This is a genomic window from Streptomyces sp. NPDC051320 (assembly GCF_040682175.1).
Lineage (GTDB): Bacteria > Actinomycetota > Actinomycetes > Streptomycetales > Streptomycetaceae > Streptomyces.
This window is the reverse complement of record NZ_JBFBAL010000011.1, coordinates 1-23914: the sequence shown is the minus strand read 5'-3', so window position 1 is coordinate 23914 and position 23914 is coordinate 1. Positions and strand designations below refer to the sequence as shown.

29 protein-coding genes and 1 tRNA gene are annotated in these 23914 nt (G+C 70.6%); 5 read left to right on the top strand and 25 right to left on the bottom strand.

Features of this window, described 5'->3' with window-relative positions:
- Positions 1 to 183 precede the first annotated feature (183 nt).
- Positions 184 to 1533, top strand: a complete 1350-nt coding sequence (locus AB0M87_RS23535; protein WP_365856007.1) for a M6 family metalloprotease domain-containing protein — start codon at positions 184 to 186, stop codon at positions 1531 to 1533.
- Here AB0M87_RS23535 and AB0M87_RS23530 read toward each other — a convergent pair.
- Positions 1506 to 3206, bottom strand: a complete 1701-nt coding sequence (locus AB0M87_RS23530) for a class I adenylate-forming enzyme family protein (RefSeq protein ID WP_365856005.1) — start codon at positions 3204 to 3206, stop codon at positions 1506 to 1508. The two genes, AB0M87_RS23535 and AB0M87_RS23530, sit on opposite strands and share 28 nt — an antisense overlap.
- 91 nt (positions 3207 to 3297) lie before the next feature.
- Positions 3298 to 3708: an ATP-binding protein gene (locus AB0M87_RS23525; RefSeq protein WP_365856003.1), complete on the bottom strand. Its 411-nt coding sequence runs from the start codon at positions 3706 to 3708 to the stop codon at positions 3298 to 3300.
- 166 nt (positions 3709 to 3874) lie between these two features.
- Here AB0M87_RS23525 and AB0M87_RS23520 point away from each other — a divergent pair, with 166 nt between their 5' ends.
- Both AB0M87_RS23520 and AB0M87_RS23515 read left to right on the top strand, forming a co-directional pair.
- Positions 3875 to 4045, top strand: coding sequence for a hydrophobic protein (locus tag AB0M87_RS23520; protein WP_365856438.1), 171 nt, complete (start codon positions 3875 to 3877; stop codon positions 4043 to 4045).
- Between the two features lie 183 nt (positions 4046 to 4228).
- Complete coding sequence (locus AB0M87_RS23515) at positions 4229 to 5101, top strand: RNA polymerase sigma factor SigF (protein ID WP_365856436.1); 873 nt, start codon at positions 4229 to 4231, stop codon at positions 5099 to 5101.
- A gap of 40 nt (positions 5102 to 5141) precedes the next feature.
- Here AB0M87_RS23515 and AB0M87_RS23510 read toward each other — a convergent pair whose 3' ends face one another.
- From AB0M87_RS23510 to AB0M87_RS23465, 10 genes are all read right to left on the bottom strand, one after another.
- Positions 5142 to 5819 (bottom strand): response regulator transcription factor, encoded by a 678-nt coding sequence (locus AB0M87_RS23510; RefSeq protein ID WP_365856001.1) that lies wholly within the window; start codon positions 5817 to 5819, stop codon positions 5142 to 5144.
- Positions 5816 to 7129 carry a histidine kinase gene (locus AB0M87_RS23505; RefSeq protein ID WP_365856433.1) on the bottom strand — a complete coding sequence of 438 codons (1314 nt, stop codon included), beginning with the start codon at positions 7127 to 7129 and terminating at the stop codon, positions 5816 to 5818. The genes AB0M87_RS23510 and AB0M87_RS23505 overlap by 4 nt, the downstream gene beginning before the upstream one ends.
- 203 nt (positions 7130 to 7332) lie before the next feature.
- The gene (locus tag AB0M87_RS23500; protein ID WP_365855999.1) at positions 7333 to 8184 is read right to left on the bottom strand and encodes an ABC transporter permease; all 852 of its coding nucleotides are present in this window, start codon (positions 8182 to 8184) and stop codon (positions 7333 to 7335) included.
- Complete coding sequence (locus AB0M87_RS23495; protein WP_365855997.1) at positions 8181 to 9110, bottom strand: ATP-binding cassette domain-containing protein; 930 nt, start codon at positions 9108 to 9110, stop codon at positions 8181 to 8183. Before AB0M87_RS23495 ends, AB0M87_RS23500 begins: the two co-directional genes overlap by 4 nt.
- A gap of 183 nt (positions 9111 to 9293) precedes the next feature.
- Positions 9294 to 10241, bottom strand: coding sequence for a M56 family metallopeptidase (locus AB0M87_RS23490; protein ID WP_365855995.1), 948 nt, complete (start codon positions 10239 to 10241; stop codon positions 9294 to 9296).
- Positions 10242 to 10243: 2 nt separating this feature from the next.
- Entirely contained in the window at positions 10244 to 10627 is a 384-nt protein-coding gene (locus AB0M87_RS23485) for a BlaI/MecI/CopY family transcriptional regulator (protein WP_365855993.1), read from the bottom strand.
- Positions 10628 to 10696: 69 nt separating this feature from the next.
- Positions 10697 to 11482: a polysaccharide deacetylase family protein gene (locus AB0M87_RS23480; protein ID WP_365855991.1), complete on the bottom strand. Its 786-nt coding sequence runs from the start codon at positions 11480 to 11482 to the stop codon at positions 10697 to 10699.
- Entirely contained in the window at positions 11479 to 12894 is a 1416-nt protein-coding gene (locus AB0M87_RS23475; protein ID WP_365855989.1) for a UDP-N-acetylglucosamine--N-acetylglucosamine transferase, read from the bottom strand. Before AB0M87_RS23475 ends, AB0M87_RS23480 begins: the two co-directional genes overlap by 4 nt.
- A gap of 233 nt (positions 12895 to 13127) precedes the next feature.
- Positions 13128 to 14330, bottom strand: a complete 1203-nt coding sequence (locus tag AB0M87_RS23470) for a hypothetical protein (protein WP_365855987.1) — start codon at positions 14328 to 14330, stop codon at positions 13128 to 13130.
- 59 nt (positions 14331 to 14389) lie between these two features.
- On the bottom strand, positions 14390 to 14899 hold the full coding sequence (locus AB0M87_RS23465) for a SigE family RNA polymerase sigma factor (RefSeq protein ID WP_365855985.1): 510 nt from the start codon (positions 14897 to 14899) through the stop codon (positions 14390 to 14392).
- A 359-nt stretch (positions 14900 to 15258) separates the two neighbouring features.
- On the opposite strand from AB0M87_RS23465, the gene AB0M87_RS23460 reads away from it, so the two are divergent.
- Positions 15259 to 15331 (top strand) — tRNA-Arg (locus AB0M87_RS23460).
- A gap of 71 nt (positions 15332 to 15402) precedes the next feature.
- On the opposite strand, the gene AB0M87_RS23455 is transcribed toward AB0M87_RS23460, so the two are convergent.
- From AB0M87_RS23455 to AB0M87_RS23395, 13 genes are all read right to left on the bottom strand, one after another.
- On the bottom strand, positions 15403 to 16554 hold the full coding sequence (locus AB0M87_RS23455; RefSeq protein ID WP_365855983.1) for a site-specific integrase: 1152 nt from the start codon (positions 16552 to 16554) through the stop codon (positions 15403 to 15405).
- Positions 16554 to 16742, bottom strand: coding sequence for a helix-turn-helix domain-containing protein (locus AB0M87_RS23450; protein WP_365855981.1), 189 nt, complete (start codon positions 16740 to 16742; stop codon positions 16554 to 16556). The genes AB0M87_RS23455 and AB0M87_RS23450 overlap by 1 nt, the downstream gene beginning before the upstream one ends.
- Positions 16739 to 18019: a replication initiator gene (locus AB0M87_RS23445; protein WP_365856431.1), complete on the bottom strand. Its 1281-nt coding sequence runs from the start codon at positions 18017 to 18019 to the stop codon at positions 16739 to 16741. The genes AB0M87_RS23450 and AB0M87_RS23445 overlap by 4 nt, the downstream gene beginning before the upstream one ends.
- A 131-nt stretch (positions 18020 to 18150) precedes the next feature.
- Positions 18151 to 18357: a hypothetical protein gene (locus AB0M87_RS23440; RefSeq protein WP_365855979.1), complete on the bottom strand. Its 207-nt coding sequence runs from the start codon at positions 18355 to 18357 to the stop codon at positions 18151 to 18153.
- A gap of 90 nt (positions 18358 to 18447) precedes the next feature.
- Complete coding sequence (locus AB0M87_RS23435; RefSeq protein WP_365855977.1) at positions 18448 to 18996, bottom strand: GGDEF domain-containing protein; 549 nt, start codon at positions 18994 to 18996, stop codon at positions 18448 to 18450.
- 5 nt (positions 18997 to 19001) lie between these two features.
- Positions 19002 to 19301, bottom strand: coding sequence for a SpdD protein (locus AB0M87_RS23430; RefSeq protein WP_365855975.1), 300 nt, complete (start codon positions 19299 to 19301; stop codon positions 19002 to 19004).
- Between the two features lie 24 nt (positions 19302 to 19325).
- The gene (locus AB0M87_RS23425) at positions 19326 to 19481 is read right to left on the bottom strand and encodes a hypothetical protein (protein WP_365855973.1); all 156 of its coding nucleotides are present in this window, start codon (positions 19479 to 19481) and stop codon (positions 19326 to 19328) included.
- A 16-nt stretch (positions 19482 to 19497) separates the two neighbouring features.
- Positions 19498 to 19689, bottom strand: coding sequence for a mobile element transfer protein (locus AB0M87_RS23420; protein WP_365855971.1), 192 nt, complete (start codon positions 19687 to 19689; stop codon positions 19498 to 19500).
- A gap of 5 nt (positions 19690 to 19694) precedes the next feature.
- Positions 19695 to 19877, bottom strand: coding sequence for a hypothetical protein (locus AB0M87_RS23415; protein WP_365855969.1), 183 nt, complete (start codon positions 19875 to 19877; stop codon positions 19695 to 19697).
- 15 nt (positions 19878 to 19892) lie between these two features.
- Positions 19893 to 20567 carry a DUF2637 domain-containing protein gene (locus tag AB0M87_RS23410; RefSeq protein ID WP_365855967.1) on the bottom strand — a complete coding sequence of 225 codons (675 nt, stop codon included), beginning with the start codon at positions 20565 to 20567 and terminating at the stop codon, positions 19893 to 19895.
- Positions 20568 to 20642: 75 nt separating this feature from the next.
- Complete coding sequence (locus AB0M87_RS23405) at positions 20643 to 22007, bottom strand: FtsK/SpoIIIE domain-containing protein (protein ID WP_365855965.1); 1365 nt, start codon at positions 22005 to 22007, stop codon at positions 20643 to 20645.
- 5 nt (positions 22008 to 22012) lie between these two features.
- On the bottom strand, positions 22013 to 22354 hold the full coding sequence (locus AB0M87_RS23400; protein ID WP_365855963.1) for a hypothetical protein: 342 nt from the start codon (positions 22352 to 22354) through the stop codon (positions 22013 to 22015).
- A 136-nt stretch (positions 22355 to 22490) separates the two neighbouring features.
- Positions 22491 to 23270: a GntR family transcriptional regulator gene (locus tag AB0M87_RS23395; RefSeq protein ID WP_365855960.1), complete on the bottom strand. Its 780-nt coding sequence runs from the start codon at positions 23268 to 23270 to the stop codon at positions 22491 to 22493.
- Between the two features lie 18 nt (positions 23271 to 23288).
- Between AB0M87_RS23395 and AB0M87_RS23390 the strand changes: the two genes are divergently transcribed.
- Positions 23289 to 23762, top strand: coding sequence for an NUDIX domain-containing protein (locus tag AB0M87_RS23390; protein WP_365856429.1), 474 nt, complete (start codon positions 23289 to 23291; stop codon positions 23760 to 23762).
- Positions 23763 to 23914: the final 152 nt, after the last annotated feature.

Below are 23914 nucleotides of genomic sequence, written 5' to 3'. Positions count from 1 at the left end.
ACGGTGCAAACGGGGAAAGCGTCCCCAGTTATTTCCCAGCCTTTTGTGACCTGCGTCACACGAATTCGCCGCGAAACCGCCCGACCGGCTCACTCAGCGCGCGCCCCCACCCCCACCGACAGAGGGTGATCGCACGAGCGCAGCGAGGAATCGCCCGGCTGCCGTGAGCCCGAAGGCGAAGGCATGCATCCGACCCGCCCCCGGACCAGCGGCTCGCGCACGGACGGCACCCGGTCCGGCCGCGCACGGATACGTATCTCCGGCCGCCCGGTGGCCTTCTTCGTCCTGTCCGCGCTCGCCCTGGCCGGACTGACCTCGGCCGGCGCCACCCTCGGTTCCGGTTCCGCACCCGGCGGCCCTGCGGCGTCCGCCGGGCTCCCGCCGCACGCCGACCAGGCGGGCTCGGCCCTGGCACTGGGCCCCTGCCGGATCGGCGGCTCGATGGGCGTCCAGATGTCCGAGGGGCTGTCGACCGCGCCGGGGTACGCCCGCTCGACCGGCCGGATCCACGCGCTCACCCTCATGATCGACTTCCCGGACGCACCCGGCAGGGGCAGCGCGATGAGCCGCTTCGACGAGTTCTTCCCGCAGACCGCCGCCTGGTACCGGACGGCTTCGTACGGGCGGCTCGACTACCGCCCCGAGGCACCCATCAAGCACTGGCTGCGGATGCCCAGCCCGTTCGACGCGTACGGAATAGAGCGCGGCTCGCCGTACAAGCCGGGCTACCACCACCTCGCCGAGGACATCGTGTCCGTCGCCGACCGTCAGGTGGACTTCCGCAAGTACGACCTGATCAACGTGATCGCCACCCCGAACGCGGGCCCCTCGGCGCTGGACACCGTGCTCTCCGTGACGTTCTCCGGCAACGACGACGCCCCGGTCGCCGACGGCGTCCCGCTGGCCAACATGTCCTTCGTCTACAGCCGCCAGGACGACGGCTCGGGTTCCTACTCCCACACCGGCTACCGGGTGCTGCCGCACGAGAACGGCCACACCTTCGGCCTCCCCGACCTCTACACCGCCGGCGGCGGCGGAGCGGTCGGGCACTGGGACATCATGTCCGAGGACTGGGGCGCCAACAACGACATGCTGGGCTGGCACAAATGGAAGCTCGGCTGGCTGGACGACCGCCAGATCAGCTGCGCCTCGGCGCAGGGCGTGTACGACACGGTGCTCTCCCCGCTGGAGACCAGGGGCGGCACCAAGCTCGCCGTGGTCCCGCTGTCGGACTCGTCGGGCTATGTCGCCGAGGTCCGTACCCAAGCGGGCAACGACGGAGAGGTCTGCCGGCCCGGAGTGCTCATCTACCGGGTCGACGGGGACGTCGACACCGGCCAGGGCCCGATCTCCGTCAAGGACAGCACCCCGGACAGCGGCGGCTGCACCCTGAGCCCCAATGTGCAGGCGGAGCTCTCCGACGCCCCGTACACGGTGGGCCGGACCTTCACCGACCGGGCGGCGGGAATCCGCATCATGGTGGCCGCGAAGGATCGTTCCGGTAACTACCGGGTGCGCGTCACCCGCTCCTGAACCGGCCCGCGCAGCTCCCGCTTGAGTACCTTGCCGGTCGCGTTGCGGGGCAGCGGCTCGTCCCGTACGAGGACGTGCGCCGGGACCTTGAAGCCGGCCAGCGACGCCGCCGCGTGGGCCCGCAGCTCGTCGACGGTGACGGCGGCGCCAGACCTGAGCTGAACGACGGCGGCCACCTCCTCGCCGAGCACCGGGTGGGCGACCCCGATGACCGCGGCGTCCAGTACGTCCGGATGGTCGTGCAGCACCGCCTCGACCTCGACGCAGTAGACGTTCTCGCCGCCGCGGATGACCATGTCCTTCATCCTGTCGACGACGGTGACCCGGCCGTCCTGAACGGTCGCCAGGTCACCCGTCCTGAACCAGCCGTCGTGGAAGGCGGCCGCGGTGGCCTCGGGCGCGTTCCAGTACCCGCGGACCAGTGCCTGCCCGCGCAGCCACAGCTCGCCGATCCCCCCTTCGGGCAGCGGCTCGCCCGCCGGGTCCGCGATCCGTACCTCGGTGGCCGGTGTCGGACGGCCGGCGCTCTCCGGGTGCGCGCGGTATTCGGCGCCGAAGATGGCCAGCACGCCGCCGCTGGTCTCGGTCAGGCCGTACCCGTTACGCGGTTCGATGCGCTCCCCGTACCGCTCGGTCAGCCGGGTGACCAGATCCGGCGGGGCGGCGGCGCCGCCCGTGTTGAGCATCGCCAGACTCTCCAGGCCGTCCCCGTGCTGCTCGGCAGCGGCCAGCATTTGCAGCGCGGTGGCCGGTACGCCCGCGTAGTGCGTGACGGCGTGCCGGCGGATGGCCTCCAGCGCCTTGTCCGCCTCCCACTTGTGCATCAGCACCAGCGTGCCGCCCGCCGCCATCGCCGAGTAGACGCTGGTGAAGGCGGCCACATGGAAGAACGGGAAGGTCATCAGCACCACCGGCGCCGGTCCCTGGCCGGGGATCACCCCGCGTTCGAGGGCGGCGGCCGCGGCGAAGTACCGCGGGTTCAGCATGGCCCCGGCCTGTGCCAGGTGGGTGGCCACCGCGCCCTTGGGGCGCCCGGTGGTGCCCGAGGTGTAGATGATGGTGGCGTCGTCCTCGGGGTGCACCTGCACGTCCGGCGGACCCAGCGCGGGATCGGCGGCCGACCGCAGCTCGAACCGTTCGGTGCGTTCGGCCACCTCCCCGTCGTGGTGGAAGGTGACGATCCAGGGCCGCTCACCGTGCAGCTCCGCCTGCCGCCGCGCCCACGGGTCGACCCGCGCCAGTCGTTCCCCGTCGACCAGCAGCACCCGGGGGCCGCAGTCGTCGAGCGCGTAGCCGAACTCGTCCTCGGTCCACCAGGCGTTGAGCGGCACGGCGACGAGTCCGGCCAGCTGGGCCGCCCAGAACGCGATCTGCCACTCCGGGAGGTTGCGCATCGCGACCACCGCGCGGTCGCCCGGCGTCAGTCCGTACTCCTCGACGAAGCGGCGGGCGAGTGCGGAGGCCTCGGCGAAGAACTCGCCGTAGGTGTACGTCGCGCTCTCGGCCACCAGGAACGGTGTGTCGCCGAAGGACCAGACCGTCTCGACGAACTCGCGCAGCGTGCGTGGCCCGTTCTCGAACACCGGCGAGCCGTCCTCGGCGGCGTTCACGGCGAAGGGCGCACCGGGCGCGCGGAGCGCGGCCTCGATCTCGGAGGGTTCGGACTGCGGCACGGAAGTCCCTTTCCAAGCGCTTGCTCAGTACGTTCGGACGCTATGCCTCCCGCTCCGCTCCGGTCAATCCACCCCGGCCGTCCCGAGCCGTTCATCGGCTCAGCGTCGCCGACACGACCTTGCCGCCGTCCGGCACGGACCACACGGCGACCGTACGGGCGAGCCGCTGCACCATGGGCCAGCCGAAGCCCCCCTTGCGGCCGGTCAGATCGGGGGTGCGGTCCTGGGGGTACGCGGGGCTGGGATCGGCGACCGCGACCTCCAGGGACCGCCGGTCGGCATGGAGCCGCAACGCGGTCACGCCGCCGGCATGACGCAGGGCGTTGGTGACCAGTTCGGAGGCCAGCAGCACCAGGTTCTGCGTGGTCTGCGGTGGTGGCGCGGGGTGCAGACCTGCGAGAAAACCGGATACGGCCTCCCGGGCATCGGCCGCCATCTCCGGGTGGCAGATGGTGTCGCCATCGCCTTTGTCGTCACGCTCGCCGTCGAAATGGGCACTCATCCCACTCACCTCGCCAATCCGAATGCCACGCGGTTCCTTTCTGCCACACGCCTACCCCGGCCCTTCCGATCCAGCGTTTGCACATCCCGATTCACCCGCGTGCGTGAACGACGAAATCAGGGGCACAAGGATGGCCGAAGCATCGATGAAGTGGAGGCGAATTTCCATGGTTCCCGTTCTTCTTGTTCTCCTTCTCGCCCTGATTCTTTTCGGCGCCGGGTTTGCTCTGAAGGCGCTGTGGTGGATAGCCATCGCCGTGCTCGTCGTGTGGCTGCTCGGGTTTGTGGTCCGCCCGGCAGGGAGTGGCGGCCGTAGGGGCCGGTGGTACCGCTGGTAGTTGCCACACCATGGGAGCCAGGCGGTCGGTGTGGGGGTGCAAACCGGTGCAAATACCCCCATACTGGCCGCCTTTCGGCTCGGGGCGATTGAAGCCGCAGACCGGGGGCAGGAGCGGTTACATCACCGAGTCCGCTACTTCGGAGGCCGAAACATCATGATGCCGATGTCTGCAGCAGATGCCATGACCAAGTCAGCACCTGTGTCATCCGCACTTGCTCCATCGGCGACGGAAGCCGACGGACTCCCGTGGATCGAGGACGCGGGCAAGATCGCCCCGCGCGACGCCCGACAGCTTTCCAAGGTCTTCTTCGATCAGCTCCAGGTGCTCGAAGAGGGCACCCACGAATACCAGTACGCCCGCAATACCCTGATCGAAATGAATCTTTCGCTCGTCCGGTTCGCCGCGAACCGATTCCGGCACCGCGGCAGCGGCGAGATGGAAGACATCATTCAGGTCGGCACCATCGGCCTCATCAAGGCGATCGACCGCTTCGATCTGAGCCGGGAAGTCGAATTCACCACCTTTGCGGTTCCCTACATCGTCGGCGAGATCAAGCGCTTCTTCCGTGACACCAGCTGGGCCGTCCACGTACCGCGCAGGCTCCAGGAGCTCCGGGTGGAGATCGCGAAGGGCAAGGAGCGCCTCGCGGTCACCCTGGACCGGGATCCGACGGTCGCCGAGCTCGCCGGGCACCTGAATCTGACCGAGGAAGAGGTCATCGAGGGCATCGTCGCCAGCAACGGCTACACGGCCGGCTCGCTGGACATGCCCAGTGACGCGGCCGACGGCCAGACACCGAAGAACGGACGCACCTTCGCCGACGTCCTGGGCGAGCCGGACCCGGCGATGCAGACGGTGGAAGACCTGCACGCGCTGGCTCCGCTGATCCAGCAGCTGGACGGGCGCGAACGCCGCATCGTGGAGATGCGCTTCGGCGAGGAGCTGACCCAGTCCCAGATCGGTGAGCAACTCGGCATCTCCCAGATGCATGTGTCCCGCCTGCTGGCCCGCATTCTGAAGCGCCTGCGCACCGGAATGCTCGTCGAGGACTGACGTACGTTTCCCGGTGCCCCGCGCCACCCGCCCCTCCCGGTCAATCGGTGGCCGCTGCATTGGGGTGGGTGAGCCCGAGGTCGTAGGCGCAGATCACCGCCTGGATCCGGTCGCGGGCACCGATCTTCGCCAGCACCCGGCCGACGTGGGTCTTGACGGTGGACTCCGACAGGAACAGGCGCTCGGCGATCTCCGTGTTGGTCCAGCCCCGGCCGATCGCGACGAGGATCTCGTGCTCCCGCTCGGTCAGAGCGCTCAGTCGCGGGTCGGCTGCACCGTCCTGCGGGCGGCCGGGCAGGTGATGGGCGTAGGTGTCCAGGAGGCGCCTGGTGAGGGCCGGGGCGATGACGGCGTCACCGGTGGCCACGGCGCGGATACCGGACAGCAGTTCCTCGGGGCGCGCGTCCTTGAGCAGAAAGCCGCTGGCTCCGGCACGCAGCGCGGCATGCGCGTATTCGTCCAGGTCGAAAGTGGTCAGCACCAGAACGCGTGAACGCCCACCGGCAGCGGTGATCCTGCGGGTCGCCTCGATGCCGTCCATTCCCGGCATCCGTACATCCATGAGGACCACGTCGGGACGGAGTTCGGCGGCCTGCCGTACGGCCTCGGCGCCGTGTGCCGCCTCACCGACCACATCGGTTTCCGGGACGGACTCCAGCAGGATGCGGAAGCCGAAGCGCTGCAGAGGCTGGTCGTCCACGATGAGCACGGTGGTCATGAGACGCCTTCCGGGGTGTCGGGGAGCGAGGCGGTGTCGGCGAGCGAGGCGGTGTCGGGAAGCAAGCGGGCGTCGGGAAGCAAGCGGGCGTCCGCCGGCGTTTCGGGCAGCGGCGTGAGGTCGAGAACCGCCCGCGCGGTCCATCCGCCACCCGGCCGGGGCCCTGCGGTGACGCTGCCGCTGTACAGCGCGGCGCGCTCGCGCATCCCCGCCAGACCATGCCCCTCCCCGTCGCCCGGTACCGGCGGCAGGGTCCCGGGGGGCGGTCCGGTGTCCACCACCTGGATACACAACTGCCTGCCGCGCAGGGCCACGGCCAGCTGGATCCGGGTGCCGGCACCGGCGTGCTTCAGGGCGTTGGTGAGCGCCTCCTGCGCGATGCGGTAGACGGTCAGCTGCACGCCGGCGTCCAGCGCGTCCACCTCACCGGTCGTGCGGTAGACGACGTCCGGACCGGCGGCGCGGATACGCCGGCACAGCGCGTCGATGTCGGCGACTCCCGGCTGCGGGCTGAGCTGCGGGGCGTCCGCTTGCTCGCGCAGCACGCCGAGCATCCGCCGGAGTTCTCCCAGGGCCTGCCGACCGGTGTCGCCGATGAGTTCGAGGGCCTGGGCACCGCGATGCGGAGTGACCTTCGCCGCGTAGGCGCCGCCGTCGGCCAGCGTGATGATGACGGACAGATTGTGGCCCACGATGTCGTGCATCTCACGGGCCACCCTGGTGCGTTCGGCCGCCGCGGCCAGCTTGCTGCGCTGGTCGCGTTCGATTTCCAGCCGGGCCGCGTGGTCGCGCAGACCGGCGAGCTGAGCCCGCCTGATGCGCACTACCAGCCCCAGGGCGAGCGCCGCTGTCGCGGCACTGAACAGGACGAACATCGCGTCCCCCACCGACACCGCGGCCGCCAGCCGTACCGCGACCAGTGCCATCGCACCGGCCATCACCGCGCAGGCCCACGGCAGATGCCGTAGCCGCCCGTGCAGAGCCAGGCTGTACAGGGCCACCATCAGTGCCACGTCCGCCCGCAGCCACACGCCGAGCGACCACTGGAACAGGAACACCGCGGTGACCACCGTGAACGTCGCCGACGGGGCCCGGCGCCGCCACAGCAGCGGGAGCACCAGGGCGGCCTGCAGGGCAAGCACCTCGGCAACGGGTGGCCGCGGGACGCCGGCGGCCGCGTCAGGCGGGCGTCCGCCGTGCACCAGGTCCGGTACGCAGAACAACAGGACGACACCGAGGGCCACCGCGGAGTCCAGCAGCCACGGGTGGTTCCGGTCGGTCTGTCGCATCCGCCTGGCGACCCGGGACATCCGCACGACCAGCGGATGTCCCCACAACGGATCGAGTTCCCCGCCGGGGACCGCCGCCGCACCTGCAGCCGGGGCGCCCTCAGGAGTCACGGAAGTCAAGGAAATCACCTGTCCATCGTGCGGCACCGGAACCGGCACGGCCCCCGAGGACCGCGGTCACCGCGCCACATGTGCCACCACCCGCCCCCGCGCCACCACGCCACTCAGGCGTCGGTACGCACCAGGCGCCAGGCGGCACCCGCCAGGGCCAGCACGGTCCAGGCCAGGAACACCAGCAGCCCGGCCGTCGGCGTCAGGGTGTGCGCCTGGTGGTGCAGGGCGAACATCGACTCGCCCGCGTTGCTGGGCAGGTAGGGCTCCACCGTGTTCTGCCAGGAACTGGGCAGCAGCGAGATCAGCCCGGGTACCAGCATCAGCGCGCCGACCAGCACCGAGATACCGCCCGCCACCGAGCGCAGCAGGGCGCCCAGTGCGGTGCCGATCACGCCGACCAGCCCCAGGTAGAGCCCGGCCCCCAGCAGACTGCGGACCACGCCGCTGTCGGACATGGTCAGGGCGGCCGGGGTGCCGGAGACGATACCGCTGGCGATCTGGAACGTGAGGAAGGCACCGACCAGCCCGAGGACCAGGGCGATCAGGCCGAACACCGTCGACTTGGACCAGAGCACCGGCAGCCGGCGCGGGACCGCCGCCAGGGTGGAGCGGATCATGCCGGTGGAGTACTCGCCCGCCGTGACCAGTACCCCCAGCACGCCCAGCGCCAGCTGGGCGAAGTTCGTACCGAACAGCGACAGGCTGACCGCCGTGGAGCTGGCGAAGTCGGGGTCCATGTGGTGCCCGGAGGTGAGCCGGGACTTGTACTGCGCCGCGGCGATGAGGCCGAACGCCACCAGGAACACCAGTCCCAGGGCGAGGGTGATCCAGGTGGAGCGGAGCGACCACAGCTTGGCCCACTCCGAGCGCAGCACGCGCCGCCCGGTCACCCGGTACTGCGGTCGGGTGCCCCGGGAGGTGGGGGTGACGGTGGGTTCGGGCGTGGAGGTGATGGTGCTCATGCCGCACTCCCGGTTGTCTCGGTGGTGCCGTGGTATTCGACCGCGTCCCTGGTCAGCTCCATGAACGCCTCTTCGAGGGAGACCGCCCTCGCGGTGAGTTCGAACAGCGCGATGCCGGCCTTCGCGGCCCTGGTACCGATCTCCCTGGGCGACATCCCGGTGACGTCCAGCTCCTCGGAACCGGCCCGGCCGGTGATCTCGACCCCGGGACCCGCCAGTACCTCACGCAGCCGGGCCGGGTCCTCGGTGGCGACCTTCACGGTGTCCCCGCCGGCCTGGCCGACCAGTTCCTGGACGGTGGTGTCGGCGAGCAGCCTGCCCCGGCCGACCACGATCAGATGGTCCGCCACCAGCGCGATCTCACTCATCAAGTGCGAGGAGACGAACACCGTACGGCCTTCGGCGGCCAGTCCGGTGAGCAGGTTGCGGATCCACAGCACGCCTTCCGGGTCGAGCCCGTTGACCGGCTCGTCGAGCATGACGGTCGCCGGGTCGCCGAGCAGCGCTGCGGCGATGCCGAGCCGCTGGCCCATGCCCAGGGAGAACGCACCGGCGCGCTTCTTGGCGACGGTCTGCAGGCCGGTCATCTCGATGACCTCCTCCACCCGGCGGCGCTCGATGCCGTGGGTGTACGCCTGTGCCATCAGGTGGTCGTACGCGGACCGCCCGGGGTGGATCGACTTCGCCTCCAGCAGTGCACCGACCTCCTGGAGCGGCGCGGTGTGCTCCGCATACCGGCGGCCGTTCACGGTGACCGTGCCCCCGGAGGGGGCGTCCAGGCCCACGATCATGCGCATCGTGGTGGACTTGCCGGCGCCGTTGGGCCCGAGGAACCCGGTGACGGTTCCCGGCTTGACGGTGAAGTCGAGCCGGTCCACCGCCGTCTTCTCTCCGTACCGCTTCGTCAGCTGTTGTGCAACGATCATGGAATCGTCCTCGCCTTCGGGTGGTGGGCCTCCCCGACCACCTCAGCCTCAGGCTAGGAACCGGATCCGCGCGAACCGTGGTACCCAGGCCCCATCTGCACGGCGCCCGTGGTACCCCGGTACCACGGGCGCGGGCCCGGGGGTACGCGGATCCGGGCTCGGGTGCGTACGGACGGGTGAACGTCAGCGCGGATGCACGGTGCAGTGCGCGGCTCCGGCGGTGTTGGCCGTCGTGGCGGCGTCGAACAGCCCGTCGATGTCCTGGCCCGCCACCGCCAGGCTGGCGCAGCAGGCCACCAGCAGGGCGGCGAACGCCAGAGCGGGCCGGCGGCGCACCGGCGGGGGCGGCGCGAGCAGGGCTCTGACCCGCTGCGGAACCGGGCCACCGGTGGCGGCAAGTGCCGCGGCGGGCGCACCGCGGGTGGCGAGGGCCGCGCGGGCCACCGCACGGGCCACCAGACCACGGTCGGCGACGACGGCTCCGGCCTCCTCGTCCGCCCAGCGTTCGAGGGCGAACCCGCCCACCCCGACCACCCGCCGCAGCAGCGGGTTGACGGCCGCGGTGAGCTGCAGCACCAGCAGGAAGACGTGGTGACGGTGGCGCAGATGGGCGCGCTCGTGGGCCAGCAGGGCGCGGCGCTCGTCGGCGGACAGTGCGCGCAGCATCCCCGACGACACCACCACCCGGCCCGGCAGGCCGGGCAGCGCGAAGGCGGTCGGCACCGGATCGTCGACCACCACGAGGTCACCGGCGACCGGCAGGTCCCGGCACTCCCGCCAGGTGCCGACCAGCAGCCGCGCCTGCCGCCAGGACACCACCGTCAGCGTCACCGTGCAGACCAGCACGGCCAGCGCGCACATCGCGGCCACCGGCCGGTCGACCGGGGTGTCCGCGGCCAGCAGGTGTGGCGACCAGCGCCCCTCCTCCGCCACCTCGGGGATCTGGCCGACCAGGGTGAACCCGATCATCGCCGGCACCGTCACCCAGGCGCCGGCCGCGATCACCGCAGCGGTGGTCAGCAGCCAGGCAGCCGTGCGGGGCGGCAGCCTGCGGCCCGCCGCCGGTGCGGTCAGCGCGACGGCCGCACTGACCAGCAGGGGCAGCCAGAGAGCGAAGCCAGTGATCCCCACGGCTAGTCCTCCGGGTGGCCGCGCAGCAGCTGTTCGAGGAGTTTCTCGTCCTCGGCCGGCAGCTCGGAGACGAAGCGGGCCAGGACCGCGGCCCGGTCCCCGCCGTGCTCCAGCAGATCGCGCATGCCCGCCGCCGCGTGACCGGCCTCGTCGCGCACCGGGGAGTAGAAGTACCCGCGCCCCGCGCGTTCCCGGGTGACCAGCCCCTTGTCGTACAGCCGGGACAGGATCGTCAGGACCGTGGTGTAAGCGGGCCTCCCGGCCACCTGCTCGCGCACGGTGCCCGCACCCACCGGTTCCCCGGCCGACCAGAGAGCCGCCAGCACTTCGCTCTCCAGCTCGCCGGGCGCCCGGCGCCCGGGTGTCCTGCGGTCCTGCTCGCTCACGCGCCCCGTCCCTTCGTCACCGTCGGGTGCCCAAAGTACTCCGCGGCCGGCCGGCCGGACCCGCCGCAGTCACCGTTTCCGACCGGCCGCGCCACGGGTGCCGTGCTCGCGCAGCGGACCGACCTGCCAGCCACGTTCCTGGCAGGTGTCCAGGATCCGGGGCAGTGCGATGAGGGTGTTGCGCCAGGAGCCGACGGCCGAGGTGCAGTCGGAATCGTGCAGCAGGATGGTCCCGCCCCCGCGCAGGTCGGCCACCACCGTGTCGTGGACGCTCTCCGGCGTCGCCCGCCTGCGCCAGTCCTCGCCCCAGGCCGTCCACAGCACGGGGGTGAGACCGAGTCGGTGACAGGCCAGCTGAGCGCCGGTGGTGAGCACGCCGTACGGGGGGCGGAAGAGGAGCGGCTGCGTGCCGGTCAGGCCGCCGACCGTATCGCGGGCACGCGCCAGGTCCTCGTACGTGGAGCGGGGCCCGCGCAACAACAGCGGACGGTGCGCCCAGCCGTGCAGCGCGACCTCGTGTCCGGCTGCCGTCATCTCCCGTACGAGCCACGGCGATCGCACCGCCATGGAGCCGAGCAGAAAGAACGTGGCCCGCAGTCCCCGTGTGTCCAGCAGCCGCAGGAAGTGCGGGGTGGACAGATCATCGGGGCCGTCGTCGAAGGTGAGCGCGACATGACCCGGCCGCCCCTGCCCGGACAGCCGGGGCATGAATCTGTTGCGCAGCGGCCCGAAGGTGGCGACGGTGGGTGCACCGTGCGCGAGGGCGAGCACCGGCAGCGCGACGGATCCCGCGCGCAGCAGAGTGCGGGCCGACCGTGCTGACCGGGCTGCCCCGGTTGACCGTTGGGGTGTCATCGCCTGTCTCCGTCCAGGAAGTGGGCCACCGCGCCGAACCGGCCCGGCGCGTCTCCATACGCCTCGGCGAGCGGGGCCCCGATGCCCATCGCCAGGGTGGCGGCCACGGTCGCGACCATCACCGGGACGCCGACCCGCGGTCGCCTCCGGCCGGTTGTACGTACTGCTCGCCGCGCCGGCACCACGGGGCCGGGCGCGCCGCAGGCCACCGCTTCGGGGCCGGGGGCGCCGCGGCCCACCGCCACGGGGGCGGGCGCGCCGCGGCCCACCGCTTCGGCGATGGCCTGCGCGGGGCCGCCCACCGGTCGGTGTGCCATCAACTCCAGTCCCCGGTCCCGCTGTTGCTGCCCCAGCGACCCGTACAACAGCTCGGTGAGCACCGGCACCAGCTCGCCGTGACCACGTATCCAGCCGGCGAGCCCTGCCTCCTGCAGAGCTGCCGCGTTGGTCTGCCCGTGCCCGGGTATACAGCGGTAACTGGCAACCGGCAGACCGCTGGCGAACGCCTCGAGCGAGGTGAGGCCGCCCGCGTTCTGCACCAGCACGTCGGTGGCGGCCATCAGTGCGGGCATGTCGTCGACCCAGCCGTACACATGCCGGAGCCCGTTGCGCCGCAGCGTCTCGGCCAGCACCTCGTTGCGCCCGCACACCACCACCGGCACCGCGACCCCACTCGCCTCGATCTCGGCGGCCACCCGCTCGACGGGGCCGACCCCCCAGGACCCCGCGACCAGCAGGGCGAGCGCGGAACGCTCGGGCAGCCCGAACCGGGCCCGGGCGGCCCGTCGCTGTTCCACGGTGCTGGGGGCGAACCGAGCGCCGGCCAGCGGCCCGCTCACGGTGACCCCGGCAGCGCCCCGGGCATACGCCTGCCCGGCCGGTATCGGGTGCGCGGCCAGATGCGCGTCCACCCCGGACGCCACCCACAGGGCGTGCACCGAGAAGTCGGTGAGATAGGTGATCGCCGGCACCGCCAGCCGCCCCCGCAGCCGCAACCTTCCCAGCACCTGGCTGGCCCCCGGATAGGTCGAGACGACCGCGCAGGCGTCCGCCGGTATGGCCCGCAGCGTGCGACGCTGCGCGCTCCCGAACAGCAGCCGCACCGCGAGCCCGGGCCGCCCGGTGTGCTCGGTCGCGGCGTAAATCCGCTGGTAGCCGCCGGGCGCCCAGGTCAGCAGCCGGTGATAGACGCCTGCCAGCAGCCTCCCCAATCGAGCCGGCAGCAACTCCAGAAAGTCGTGCCGATCCACCAGGAACCCGTCGCTCCGAAGCCGCAACGCGATCTCCTCGGCCGCACCGTCGTGCCCCGCACCCACCGCCGCCGAGATGATCACGACCCGCCGGGCCGCCGGCTCCTGCGGCACAGGCTGCGGGAGCGTCCGGTCATCTGCCGGGCTGTCGCGATGGGACACAGCCGATCGAGCTCCTCACGGACCTGGCCTGGCAACGACGGGACGAGCACCGACCCCGCCACCGAACCAGGTTCCAGGCACGCAAAGCCGCAGCCGACCGGAACGGCCCGCCGTTGCGGCAGGCGCGTCCCAGGGACTGCGGCGAATCTACTACACGTTGTAGAAACAAGGGAACGCCCGCTGCCATCCGCCCGACGTCATCCGCCGGGCCGCGCGGGCGTCCCCTCCTTCGACTACCTCAACTTGCGCCACTTCGGGTCCAGCGCGATCTTCTTCAGCTCGGCAAGCGTGAGAGCCGGCTCGGCGCGGGTCGCGGCGCTCGCCTGGTCACCGGTGTTGAAGGCGGAGATGACAACCCGGAAGCCGTCGGGCGCCACCGCGTCCGCCGTCCACCTCACCACACCCGCCCCGCCCTTCTCGCCCGACTGCTTGCTCAGACCCAGCACCGTGCCGTTGGGCAGGGTCGTGCGGTCGCCCTGCGGCGTGACGTCCGACATCTTCCGCTGGACATTGATCTGAATGAGGCTCTCGCCCTTCCCGTCGTTGACCACCGCGAACGCATAGCCGTCCTGGCTTCCCCGGCCGGAGACCTTCAGGTTCTTGGGCAGCGACCGCAACAGCGCCTTCTGCACGGACGCGGCGCTCGGGTCCGGCGTGCCGCTGTCGGGCACACCTCCGGCGGACGGCTTCTTGGGCGCCGGGAGCGTGGCGAGCACCGGCTTCCACTCCCCGGCCGTGACCAGCGACTTCAACTGGGCCGAGGAGAGCGGCGGTTCAGGTCGGCTGACCGGAGCGCCCTTCTCCGCTGCGGCGTTCCACTCGCTGACATCGACCCGGTAGCCCTGGGGTGTGATGAGCGAGGCGGTCCAGTCCTTGGTCTCGGTCCGGTGGTCCGGGTACTCGTACCCCTTGTCGATCTTCAGCCAGGAGCCGTCGGCGAGCGTCTCGGCCGTGCACGAGTCGTGGCGCACCAGCACCGCGCTCCCGCAGCCGGACTCCTTCTTGAACTGCGCCACCGCCGAGGGTTCGATCCGGTCCACGACCAGTGAGATCGCACTCTTGCCCTTGCCGTCGTCGTACACCCCATAGGCCAGCGGCGGGACCGTGCCGCCCGATCCGCGGCCGGCCGTCTTGGTGAGCTTGCCGCCGGGGAGCAGGGACTTGAGCGTCTTGACCATCTGATCGCCGGTGACCGTGAGCGGCCCGGACTTGGACGGCGCCGCCACCGATACACGGTGCACCCCGCCCCCGTCGAACATCCCGCCCGCATACGCCCCGCCGAACCCCACCAGGGCCAGTGCGACCACGCTGCCGGTGACGGCCGCCGTGCGTCGACGGAGGATCGTCCGGCGGCCCCTGCGCAGGCCGCCCTCGACCAGCGCGGGGCGGTCCTCGAGTTGGAAGCTGTCGCCGGTTCGGCGGAGCGAGTCACTCAACTGCTCTTCAAATGGCATAGCAAACCTACCCATTCACCTAGATACGAAGTGAAAGCGTCTTAGAGGGAGGCGAACTCCGCCAGACTGCCGCCCAGGTGGTCGCGCAGCTTCGCCAGCGCCCGCACCGCCCTGGTCCGCACCGCGGCCGAGCTGACGTTCAGCACATCGGCGGTTTCCTCGATGGAGCGGTCCTCCCAGTACCGCAGCACCACCACCGCCCGGTCCTTCGGCGCGAGCCGCGCCAGCGCATCCAGCAGTGCCACCCGCAGCGCCGGGTCGTCACCGGCCGCCACCCCCTCGGGCACCTCTCCGACCGGGCGCTCGGTGGCCGATCGGCGGCGCTGGTGAGTGAGGAAGTTCCGTACGAGAACGGTCTGCGCGTACCCCGCCGGATTGTCGATCCGGGCGATCCGCCCCCACAGCGCGTACATCCGCCCCAGCGTCTCCTGCACGAGGTCCTCGGCGAGGTGGGTGTCGCCGCTGGTCAGGAGGCAGGCAGAGCGATAGAGATGACTGGCCCGGCCGACCGCGAACTCGCGAAAGTCGTCCGTGCGGGCCTGTCGCCTCATACGCTTCCCGTCCTCCTCCTGCATGGCCTTACATCTCTCTGATGCGGCGGACCCGGCAGAATGTTTCACCCGTCGCCGGTCACTCCCGGATCAGGTCCGCGCCGCGCTCGGACGGCCGCCTGCGTCGCTCGAGCGTCTTGAGTCTGGCCGGTCCCGACGGACGGGCAGCGCACAGCGCAGCGGCGAACGACCGATCCGGTACCCTGTCGGGGGTCAGATGGTCACGGTCGCACCCCTCGTCCGTGCATCCCCGATCCGCGCGCTCAGGCAAACGGTCGCGGGGCGTCTGGCCAGGGACTTCCCAGTGCCGAACCGATGGCCCGCTTGTTATGGTTTTCGGCAAGGTTTCCTATAGCCCCGCCTTCGTAGCTCAGGGGATAGAGCACCGCTCTCCTAAAGCGGGTGTCGCAGGTTCGAATCCTGCCGGGGGCACAAGCGAAAAGGCCACCTACCGATCTTGGTAGGTGGCCTTTGACATCTACGGCTGACATCAACGGCGACGGTCACTCACGGCCTGGCCTCCTCTTGAGCAGCCGGTCCATGTGGCTGATTGCCTCGCGCTGCGTGTCCTGGACGACGTGTGTGTACACGTCCATGGTGATGCTGATCTGACTATGGCCGAGGATCTCCATCACGATACGAGGAGCCACCCCGGCCGCGGTGAGGATCGTGGCGCAGCCGTGCCGTGCGTCGTGCAGCCGGATGACCCGGAGGCCGGCGGATTCCGCGATGCGGGTGAAGGAGCGGTAGACGTTGCGCGGCTCGACGGCGTGGCCGGTGCGGGTGGCGAAGACGTGGCCACTCTCCTGCCACCTCTCCCCCGCTCGCTTCTTCGCGTCCAACTGCCGCATCCGGTGCCACCGCAGCGGAGCAATGCACATGGCGGGCAGGGGGACCGCCCGGCGGCGGCGTCCCTTGGGGTCGTCGTCGTAGAGGACGCCGCGCCGCCGTTGGGTCTGCTGTCGGACGTAGAGAACGCGGTGCTCAAGGTCCAGGTCAGCCCATCGGAGTCCGACGATCTCACCCCGGCGCAGGCCCATGGTGATGGCGAGGACGAAGGCCGCATAGAGCGGATCCATCCGGGCGGCGGCGAGGAAATCGAGCGTCTCGTCCAGCGTCCAGGGGCTCAGCTCACGGGACTTGGCACGCGGAGGCTCAACGAGGCTGGCCACGTTCCGGCTGATCAGTTCCTCCCGGCAGGCAGCCGTCAGAGACGTGCGGAGCACCCGATGCGACTCTTTGGCCGTAGCGGCGGTGGTCTTCTTCTCCAGCTGCACCAGGAAGCGCCGTACGTCAGCGACGCCCAGCGATTCGAGTCGCTTGGTTCCGATCATCGGCACGAGGTAGAGGCGTACGTGCGCCTCATACTTGTCGTACGTGCTGAGCTTGCGGCGCGGTTTGATCACGTTGTCCAGCCAGTACGGCAGCCAGTCGGCGAGCTTGGCGGAACGAGTCGGCACCGGGATGCCGCTGTCTGCCTTCGCGAGCAGATCACGGCGCTTGGCATCGCACTCGGCCCAGGTCTTGCCGTAGGCGAACTTGCGAGCACGCGTGCCGTCCGGCTGCAGCACGTAGACCGCTGCCTGATAGCGGCCGTCCTTGCGCTTGGTGATCGTGCCCGCGCCGTTGGGGTTGCGCTTGCGCTGTGAAGGCATCAGGCCGCCTCATCGATTTCGTGCACGATGAAGTCACGCACGGCGTCAGCGGGGATGCGACGCGAGCGGCCGATGGTGATCGAGGTCAGTCGGCGTGAACGGATCAGGTCGTAGACCGTGGAGCGGCCGAGCTTGAGCCGCATCATGACCTCGGGCACGGTCAGCAGTTCAGCGGTGGCGGTAGTCATGCTGCGGCTCCTTCCATATCGGGTGTGAAAGCTGCGGCGAGCCATTCCTCGCCGCGTGAGAGGCCGGTCCCAGCGAAGGTCCAGTGCGCAAGGACGAGCGTGGTTTTGTCACCCTCCGAATCGGCCGGCACGGGAGTTTGGTCACCGTGCGCGATGGCGGCTTGGAGGCGTCGCCATTCGGCGCGGGCGGTCCGCAGGGCGCCGAGGGTGGTGGAGTAGCGGCGCGTCTTGGTTGAGAAGTGGCCCCGGAAGCCGAGCATGTGAGCCCAGGCCCGCAGCCGGAGGTCTTCCAGGTCCTTGCGGGCGCCGAGGGTCCAGGCGGTGCGGATCATGCGGCGGGCGTGCTCGGAGATGGTCATCCGGGCGAGTTCGGCGAGGAACTTGAGCGGCCGGTCAAGGGTGCCCGTCGCGATCTCAGCTCCCTTGGTGGCGTACTTCGCGATGTACGCGGCCACCGCCCGTTCGGTCAGCTCGGTGCCGCCGTCGAAGTCGGCGGAGCGGATGGGGCGGATGTCTAGCTGGCGGCCGAAGGCGAAGGAGTGGACGCGCTCGCCGATGACCGGGCCGGGCACCTCGGTTGCGGTGGCGGCGGCGCGGATGGCGTCGGCGAGGAGTTCGGGCGTGGCCCAGGCCGGGGGCGGGGTGTCGCCTCCTTCGGGGCCGTCGAGGCGGATCACGGCGTGGAAGTGGATCGCGCCGCGCTTCTGGTATTCGGCGACCTTGGCGAAGGAGATCCGGGCGCAGTCGGCGAAGGCGGTCCGGGTGAGTCCGGCGCGCTTGGCGACTTCGCGGCGCAGGTAGATGGAGAAGCGGGCCCAGATCTTGGATGCGTGCGCGTTCCAGAGCACGGCCGCTTCGTAGTCGTACCGGTCAGGGTCCAGCGGGGTGCCCAGCTCGAGTGTGTCGTCGGGGTGCTGGGTGCCGCAGCGGCAGCGGCCGTTGGTGGGCCGGTTGTGTACGGGGCCGAAGCTGGGGGCGGTGAACGTCGCGAACACCCGGGGGTGGGTGGCGACTTGTTCGGGGGTGCCTTTGCCGCCCCTGAGTCCGGCGGTGATGAGCTGATAGGTGTCGCGGCGGTAGGTCTCCGCGCAGGTTGGGCAGCGGGTGGCGCGGCGGTTGTTGCAGCGCACCAGGAGGTGCCCGGCCGGGAGGTCGGTGGCGTTCAGGTGGCGGAGGATTTCGCCGGTGGCGGGGTGGATGTCGGTGCGGTGGCCGTCGAGGCGGATGGGGGTAGTGCAGCCGCCGAGGCCGCGCAGTTGGCGGACGAGTTCGGGCATGGTGCCCTGCCGTGCGAGGAAGGCGAGATCGCCTACCGGGGGCGGGGTTGTGGTGGTCAACGTGGGTCCTCCTCTCAAAGGGACCGGGCCGGGACACCGGGTGCGGTGGCGTGCGGTGTCCCGGCGGCGGGTCAGCGGTGGGTGAAGGCGGCGGTGGCGGCGGTGTCGAGCAGGGCCCGCAGGTTCGGGACGGTGCCGGTTCCGTGGCAGGTGTGGCAGTGGGCGGTGATGGTCCGCCGGGCGCCGGTGCGGGTGCGGCCGCCGAGGGTGATGGCGACGGACGCGAAGCCGTCGCAGGCCGGGCAGATACGCACGGGGGCGGTGGTGGGGTGGGTCATGATGGGTTTCTCCTTCGTTCTGTTTGGGATGGAGGGGCTGGGCTCTCGGGGCGGCGGAAACTTGGTCGTGGAGGCCGCCCCGAGGGCCGGTTACAGGTGGGTGGTGCGGCGGCCGTGGCCCTTGGCCGCGTACATGGCGGCGTCAGCGGCGGCGAGCGCGTCAGTGAGCGTGGGTACGGGCAGATCCGCGACGTAGCAGGCGCCGACCGAGGCGGAGACCGGGAGTGGGAAGCCGCGGTAGGAAATCGGCCGGCACAGGGACGCGGCCAGGGAGTCGAGGCCGGGTGTGCGGGTGGGGTCGGTGACGATGGCGGTGAACTCGTCTCCGCCGATTCGGGCGGCCAGGCCGTGCCGGTCGCACCAGGTGTCGAGGCGGGCGGCGGTGGCGGCGAGGACCGCGTCCCCGGCGGCGTGGCCGTGGGTGTCGTTGACGGCCTTGAAGTCGTCCAGGTCGAGGAGCAGGACCAGGGCGCCGGGGTTGCGGGTGATGAGGCGTTCGGCGCGGGTGGTCCATCCGGCGCGGGTGTGGAGGCCGGTCAGGGGATCGCGGCGGGCGGTGGCCAGACGGCGGGTGAGGAAGCCGCTGTGCAGGGCCCAGCCGAGGGCGGGTAAGGCGGGGGCGATGGCTTGCAGGTCCACGGCGGTCACCGGCCCTTGGGGGTGTTCATCAGGGAGCGGAGGACGACGGCGAGCACGGCGACGGAGGCGGCGGTGATGGCGACGGCGAGGAACATCGAGACGAAGACGAAGCCGACGATCACCAGACCGGCCGCGACACCGAGCGGGTGCTCCTTCACGACCTCCAGGGCAGTGCCGAGCGCGGTGGGCGTGGGCGCCGGGGCCTGGTGAATCACGACGGGCGCCGGGTCGGCGACCGGGGCCGGGGCCGAGGTGATGACGGCGGGGGCGAAGACGTCGGGGGTCGGGTACTTGGGCTTGAACACGGCGGTACTCCCTTCGGGGGCGGGTTACTTGATGGCGGTGTTGATGACCGGGGCGAGCAGGCTGTCGGCGAGGAGGTAGCCGCCCAGGAGAATCACGGCGACGAGCCAGGCCGGGGGGCGAAAGAGCTTGATGCCGAGGTAGCCGACGACGATCAGGGCGAGCCAGAGCGGGACGTCCATGGCGGTGCTCTCCTTGTCAGCGGACGGTGCAGCGGTGGGTACGGGCGGCGAGCTGTGCGGCGGACTGGGAGGAGAAGTCGGCGGACCAGCCGCAGTTGTCGTTGGAGCACACGGCGGCGTGCTTGGTGCGGCCGTTGCGGTCGCGGTGGGTACCGATCTGCACCGGTCCGATCCGCATCACGGAGTGGAAGAAGTCGCGGGCAGCCATCGGGCTCAGAGCTGCGTTCGCAGGCTGTGGCCGGGGAACTCGGCGAGGATGCGGGCCGCTGCCACGGGGTCGGGGGTGCGTTCGGCGGCCTCTTCGGCGAGGAGGCGGGCCAGGGTCGGTCGGCCTGCTTCGGTCATCTCGCGGGCGGCGGTCAGGTATTCGTCTCGGGTCGTTTCGCGTCCATGCATGGTGAGCGGGTCCTTTCAGGCGAATTGGGCGGCGAGTTGGTCAGCCATCGGGCCGGGAAGGCCGAGGCGGGCGCGCAGGGTGTCGGCGTCGATCGGGGCCCCGGTAGCGGTGCGGTGTGCGTCGGCGACCTTGCGGGCGTGATCGAGCAGAGCGGGCGGAACGTCCACGGCCGCCGGGGCGGGCAGAGCCGGGACAGGCTCAGCGGCGGGCAGCTGCTCAGGCGAGGGCTCCGATTCGGGTGCTGATTCGGCCGGCACGGGGACCGGGCGATCGGCCGAGGGCAGCGGCTCGGGGTCGGGTGCGGTGTCCGGCTCGGTGGCCCGGGTGTGGACGAGGAGCGTTCCGCCGAGGAAGGCCAGGGCAGGCCATCCGGCGACGAGGATGCACAGCCAGGCGGGCACGTGGTCGAGGTCGAGGAGCCCGGCGGTGGCGATATTCGCGCCCAGCGACGCGGTGAGGGCTACGGCGAACCACGTCCAGGCCGCACGGGTGGGCTCGTGTGCGGTGCGCAGGTTGCGCAGCCGCCGCCAGGCCGCGACCAGGAGCAGGTCCACGCTGATGGGGTAGGCCCACGCTTTCCAGCCGTCCTGTCCGGCGGCCTGGGCGATGTCGTGCAGGTGGGCGAAGGACAGGGCCCCGGCAATCACGGCTTGCACCAGAACGGCATCCACGCGAATCGAGCGGGTCACGGCTTCCTCCTTCGGGCATGGCGGGGGTAGGGACATGGCGCGGGTGCGGTCACGCCGACCGTCGAGCGGGGTGGGTCAGGCGGTGGCGGGCGCGGTGGCCTGGCCGGGGACCTTGACCAGGGACACGCTCGGCAGCACCGGCCGGAACGCGGCAAGCTCGGCAATATCCGGGGTGCGGTGGGCGTGGGTGTTGCAGGCGGTCACGGCCTGCCGCAGCGACGTGAAGGGGGTGCGGATGCGGACCCAGCCGCCTGCCGAGTCTCCGGCGACTGCCATGCCGGGCCGTTCGATGGGGATCTGTGTGGTGGCGGTGACGGCGTCCGGGGAGATGTCGCCGAACGCCATCTTGGCGGAGGCTTCATCGTTGACCCGGTGCGAGACACGGCCGGTCAACTGGGCGCGGAGCATGGTGATTCCGTCGCCGAGTTCGGCGCCGAAGCGCTGCCCGCAGATTTCGACGTAGATGCCTGCCGCACGGCCGAGCTGGACCAGGCGGACGAGGGCGGTGATGATCCGCTCCCGGCGCTTCTTCTCCGCACTGTTAGCGAACAGAGCCAGCTCCGCGACCTCGTCGACCAGGAGCACGACGGGGACCGGGCGCAGCGGGTCGGGCAGGCCCCAGATGTCGGCGGTGATCTCCGCATCCGGTGTGTCCGAGCTGATCCGCTGTTCCCGGCGGATGACCTGATAGGTGTCCGCCATCCGCCCTACGAGGGCTTCCAGGAGTTCGGCGGCGGTGTCGGGGTTGTCGGCAAGGGCGGAGAAGCGGCGAGCCAGAGGGAAGAGCTCCACACCCTGCTTGCAGTCGATCCCGACCAGCGCCACATCACGGGCGGCGAGTTCCTTGACCAACTGCCGCTGGTAGACCGACTTCCCCGACTCCGTCGCACCCAGGTTCAGGGCGTGCGGAACCTGCCGGTAGTCGCGGTAGTGGACCTCTCCGTCCTCCCGCAGTGCGACCGGGATACGCAGACCGGTTCCGCGCTCCACGGTGGCGGGCATCTTCACCCGCTTGAGTACGTCGTAGCCCGTCATCCGCAGCTCCACCACACCCGAGCGGATCTCACGCGAGGTGACGCCCTGCATGGAGAACGAGTGACGCAGGCGGTCCGTGGAGGCGGTGAAGTCGAAGGCGTCCTGACCGGGCCGCATCTTCAGCCGCAGCACCAGCCCAGTCCGGGTGGGCCGCATCCGAACGATGCGCGGAGGCCGGGAGTTCGGAGCCGGACGACTCGCGACCCGCGCCAGCGTCAGCCTCAGCCGGGACGGCGGAACCGTCAGCCCACAGGCGTCCATCACCGAGGCGTACCGGACGGACACCCGAAGCATCGCGAAGGCGATACCGAAGGCCATCCAGTACCAGGCCGGACGCAGCGACCGCAGCACCAGCACGGCCGCGACCAGGACCACGAACCCGATCAGGAAGACGTTCCCCGACATGGCGCTCAGGCCTTGGCGCCGGAGGGGGTGACCAGAGCCACCGCGCGGAAGGCGATACCGAACCGCTTCTCACCGTTGAAGGTGTTCTCCCAGTCACGGGCCTTGAGCCCAACGACGCTGATCGGCATACCGAGCTTGAGTCCGGCCGGGATGCCGGTCTCCGGGATGGAGACGGTGTAGAGGTTCGCTTCACCGTCGTCGGCGACGGTCAGGCCGACCGTCATCATCTTCGCCTTGGTCTCGCGGTCGATGGCGATCTCGCCGGTCTCCTTGTTGATCACCTTGAGCTTCGGCTCAACAGCGACGAACACGACGGCGGACGAGAGATCGATCTTGAAGGACGACACGATGGTTCTCCTCTAGAAGAGATCATCTCCTGCACTCATGTACAGGAGCTAGGACTAGAAGAGTGCAGGACTCCTGTACATGAGTCAACCCGCCACGGAAAGAATCTCGTGACGGGCCGTCAGAAATGAGTGGTCGTCAGTCCCCTGCGGGGAAGCGGTAGTCGAGAACGAACTGATCAGCGGCCATGATCGTGTCGCAGACCTCCACGACCCGGTCAGCCGACGTTGTCGCATTGCGAATGAGGTGAATCACAGGAGATCCGGGGCTCAGCGCCAGAGCCGAGGCTTCAGCCTTGGTCGCGAGCCTCGCCCGTACCGTCTCGGTGAACTCCGCGAGGACGTGCCCGTGATCCTCAAGACGGGCGTAGATCCCGCCACCGCCGGGGTTCTCGGCGAACGTCTCGGGGATGTCCTTCACCACGTCCCAGGGCAGATACGAGGTGGCCTCTTCCGTGGGCACCCCGTCGCGGAAGTAGCGACGCTTGCGGGCGAGCACCTGAGTGCCGGCCGCGATGCCCAGCCGCTCCGCGATCTCCGGCGGCGCCTCGGTGGGACCGATGAACAGGACGTTCACGGACGGCTTGCCGCCCGACTGCTCAGCCTCTGCCAGGTAGGCCGCCTTACCTGCCTTCCGGTGAGAGCGGCGGAACCGGTCCGAAGACTTCCTCTGCACAGGAGGCCGGGAGCGGACGAAGGAGCCGCGGCCGTGATGCGTCTCGATGAGCTGAGTCGTCCGCAGCTCCGCGACAGCCTTGCGCACGGTCCCCGAGGCCACGCCGTAGCGCTCCATCAGGTCCGCTTCACTCGGCACGGCGGCTCCAGCTGCCAGCGTGCCCGAGCTGATCTGTGCGGCAAGGTCGTCGGCGATCTGGAGATACTTCGCCTTGGCCGACGATGCCACTTCGCTACTCGCCATAGTCCTTCTCAGTCTCCTATTCTCATGTACATGAGTAACAGCCGCCAGGAGACCCCGTCAACGCCGCTCCACTCCGTGTCTGTAGCCGGGGTGGTCATCCGCGAAGACGGGCGCGTACTGACGATCAAGCGCGCCGACAACGGAACCTGGGAGCCGCCCGGCGGTGTGCTCGAACTGTCGGAAGCGCCTGAGGACGGTGTGCGCCGCGAGGTCTACGAAGAGACCGGGGTCAAAGTCCAGGTGGACCGACTGACCGGGGTCTACAAGAACACAACCCGGGGCATCGTCGCCCTGGTCTTCCGCTGCCACGCCGAAGGCGGACGGGAACAGCTCTCGGACGAGTCCACCGCAGTCGAGTGGTTGACGCCCGCCGAGATCACCAGCCGCATGGGCGAGGTCTACGCGGTGCGCGTGACGGATGCCCTCCAGGACGACGCCCCGCATGTGCGCTCCCACGATGGACGGAAAGTCATCACGACCAAGGGTTGGTAGAAACCTTCTCTACGGGTTCAAGGCGCCGCGCAAGCGCGGCGCGCGCCGCAGCCCCCCGCCGGGGGGGGGGGGGGGGGCGGCCCCCCCGGCCCCCCGCCGGGGGGCGGGGCCGCGGGCGGGCCGCCACCCCCGGGGGGGACCGCCCGCCCCCG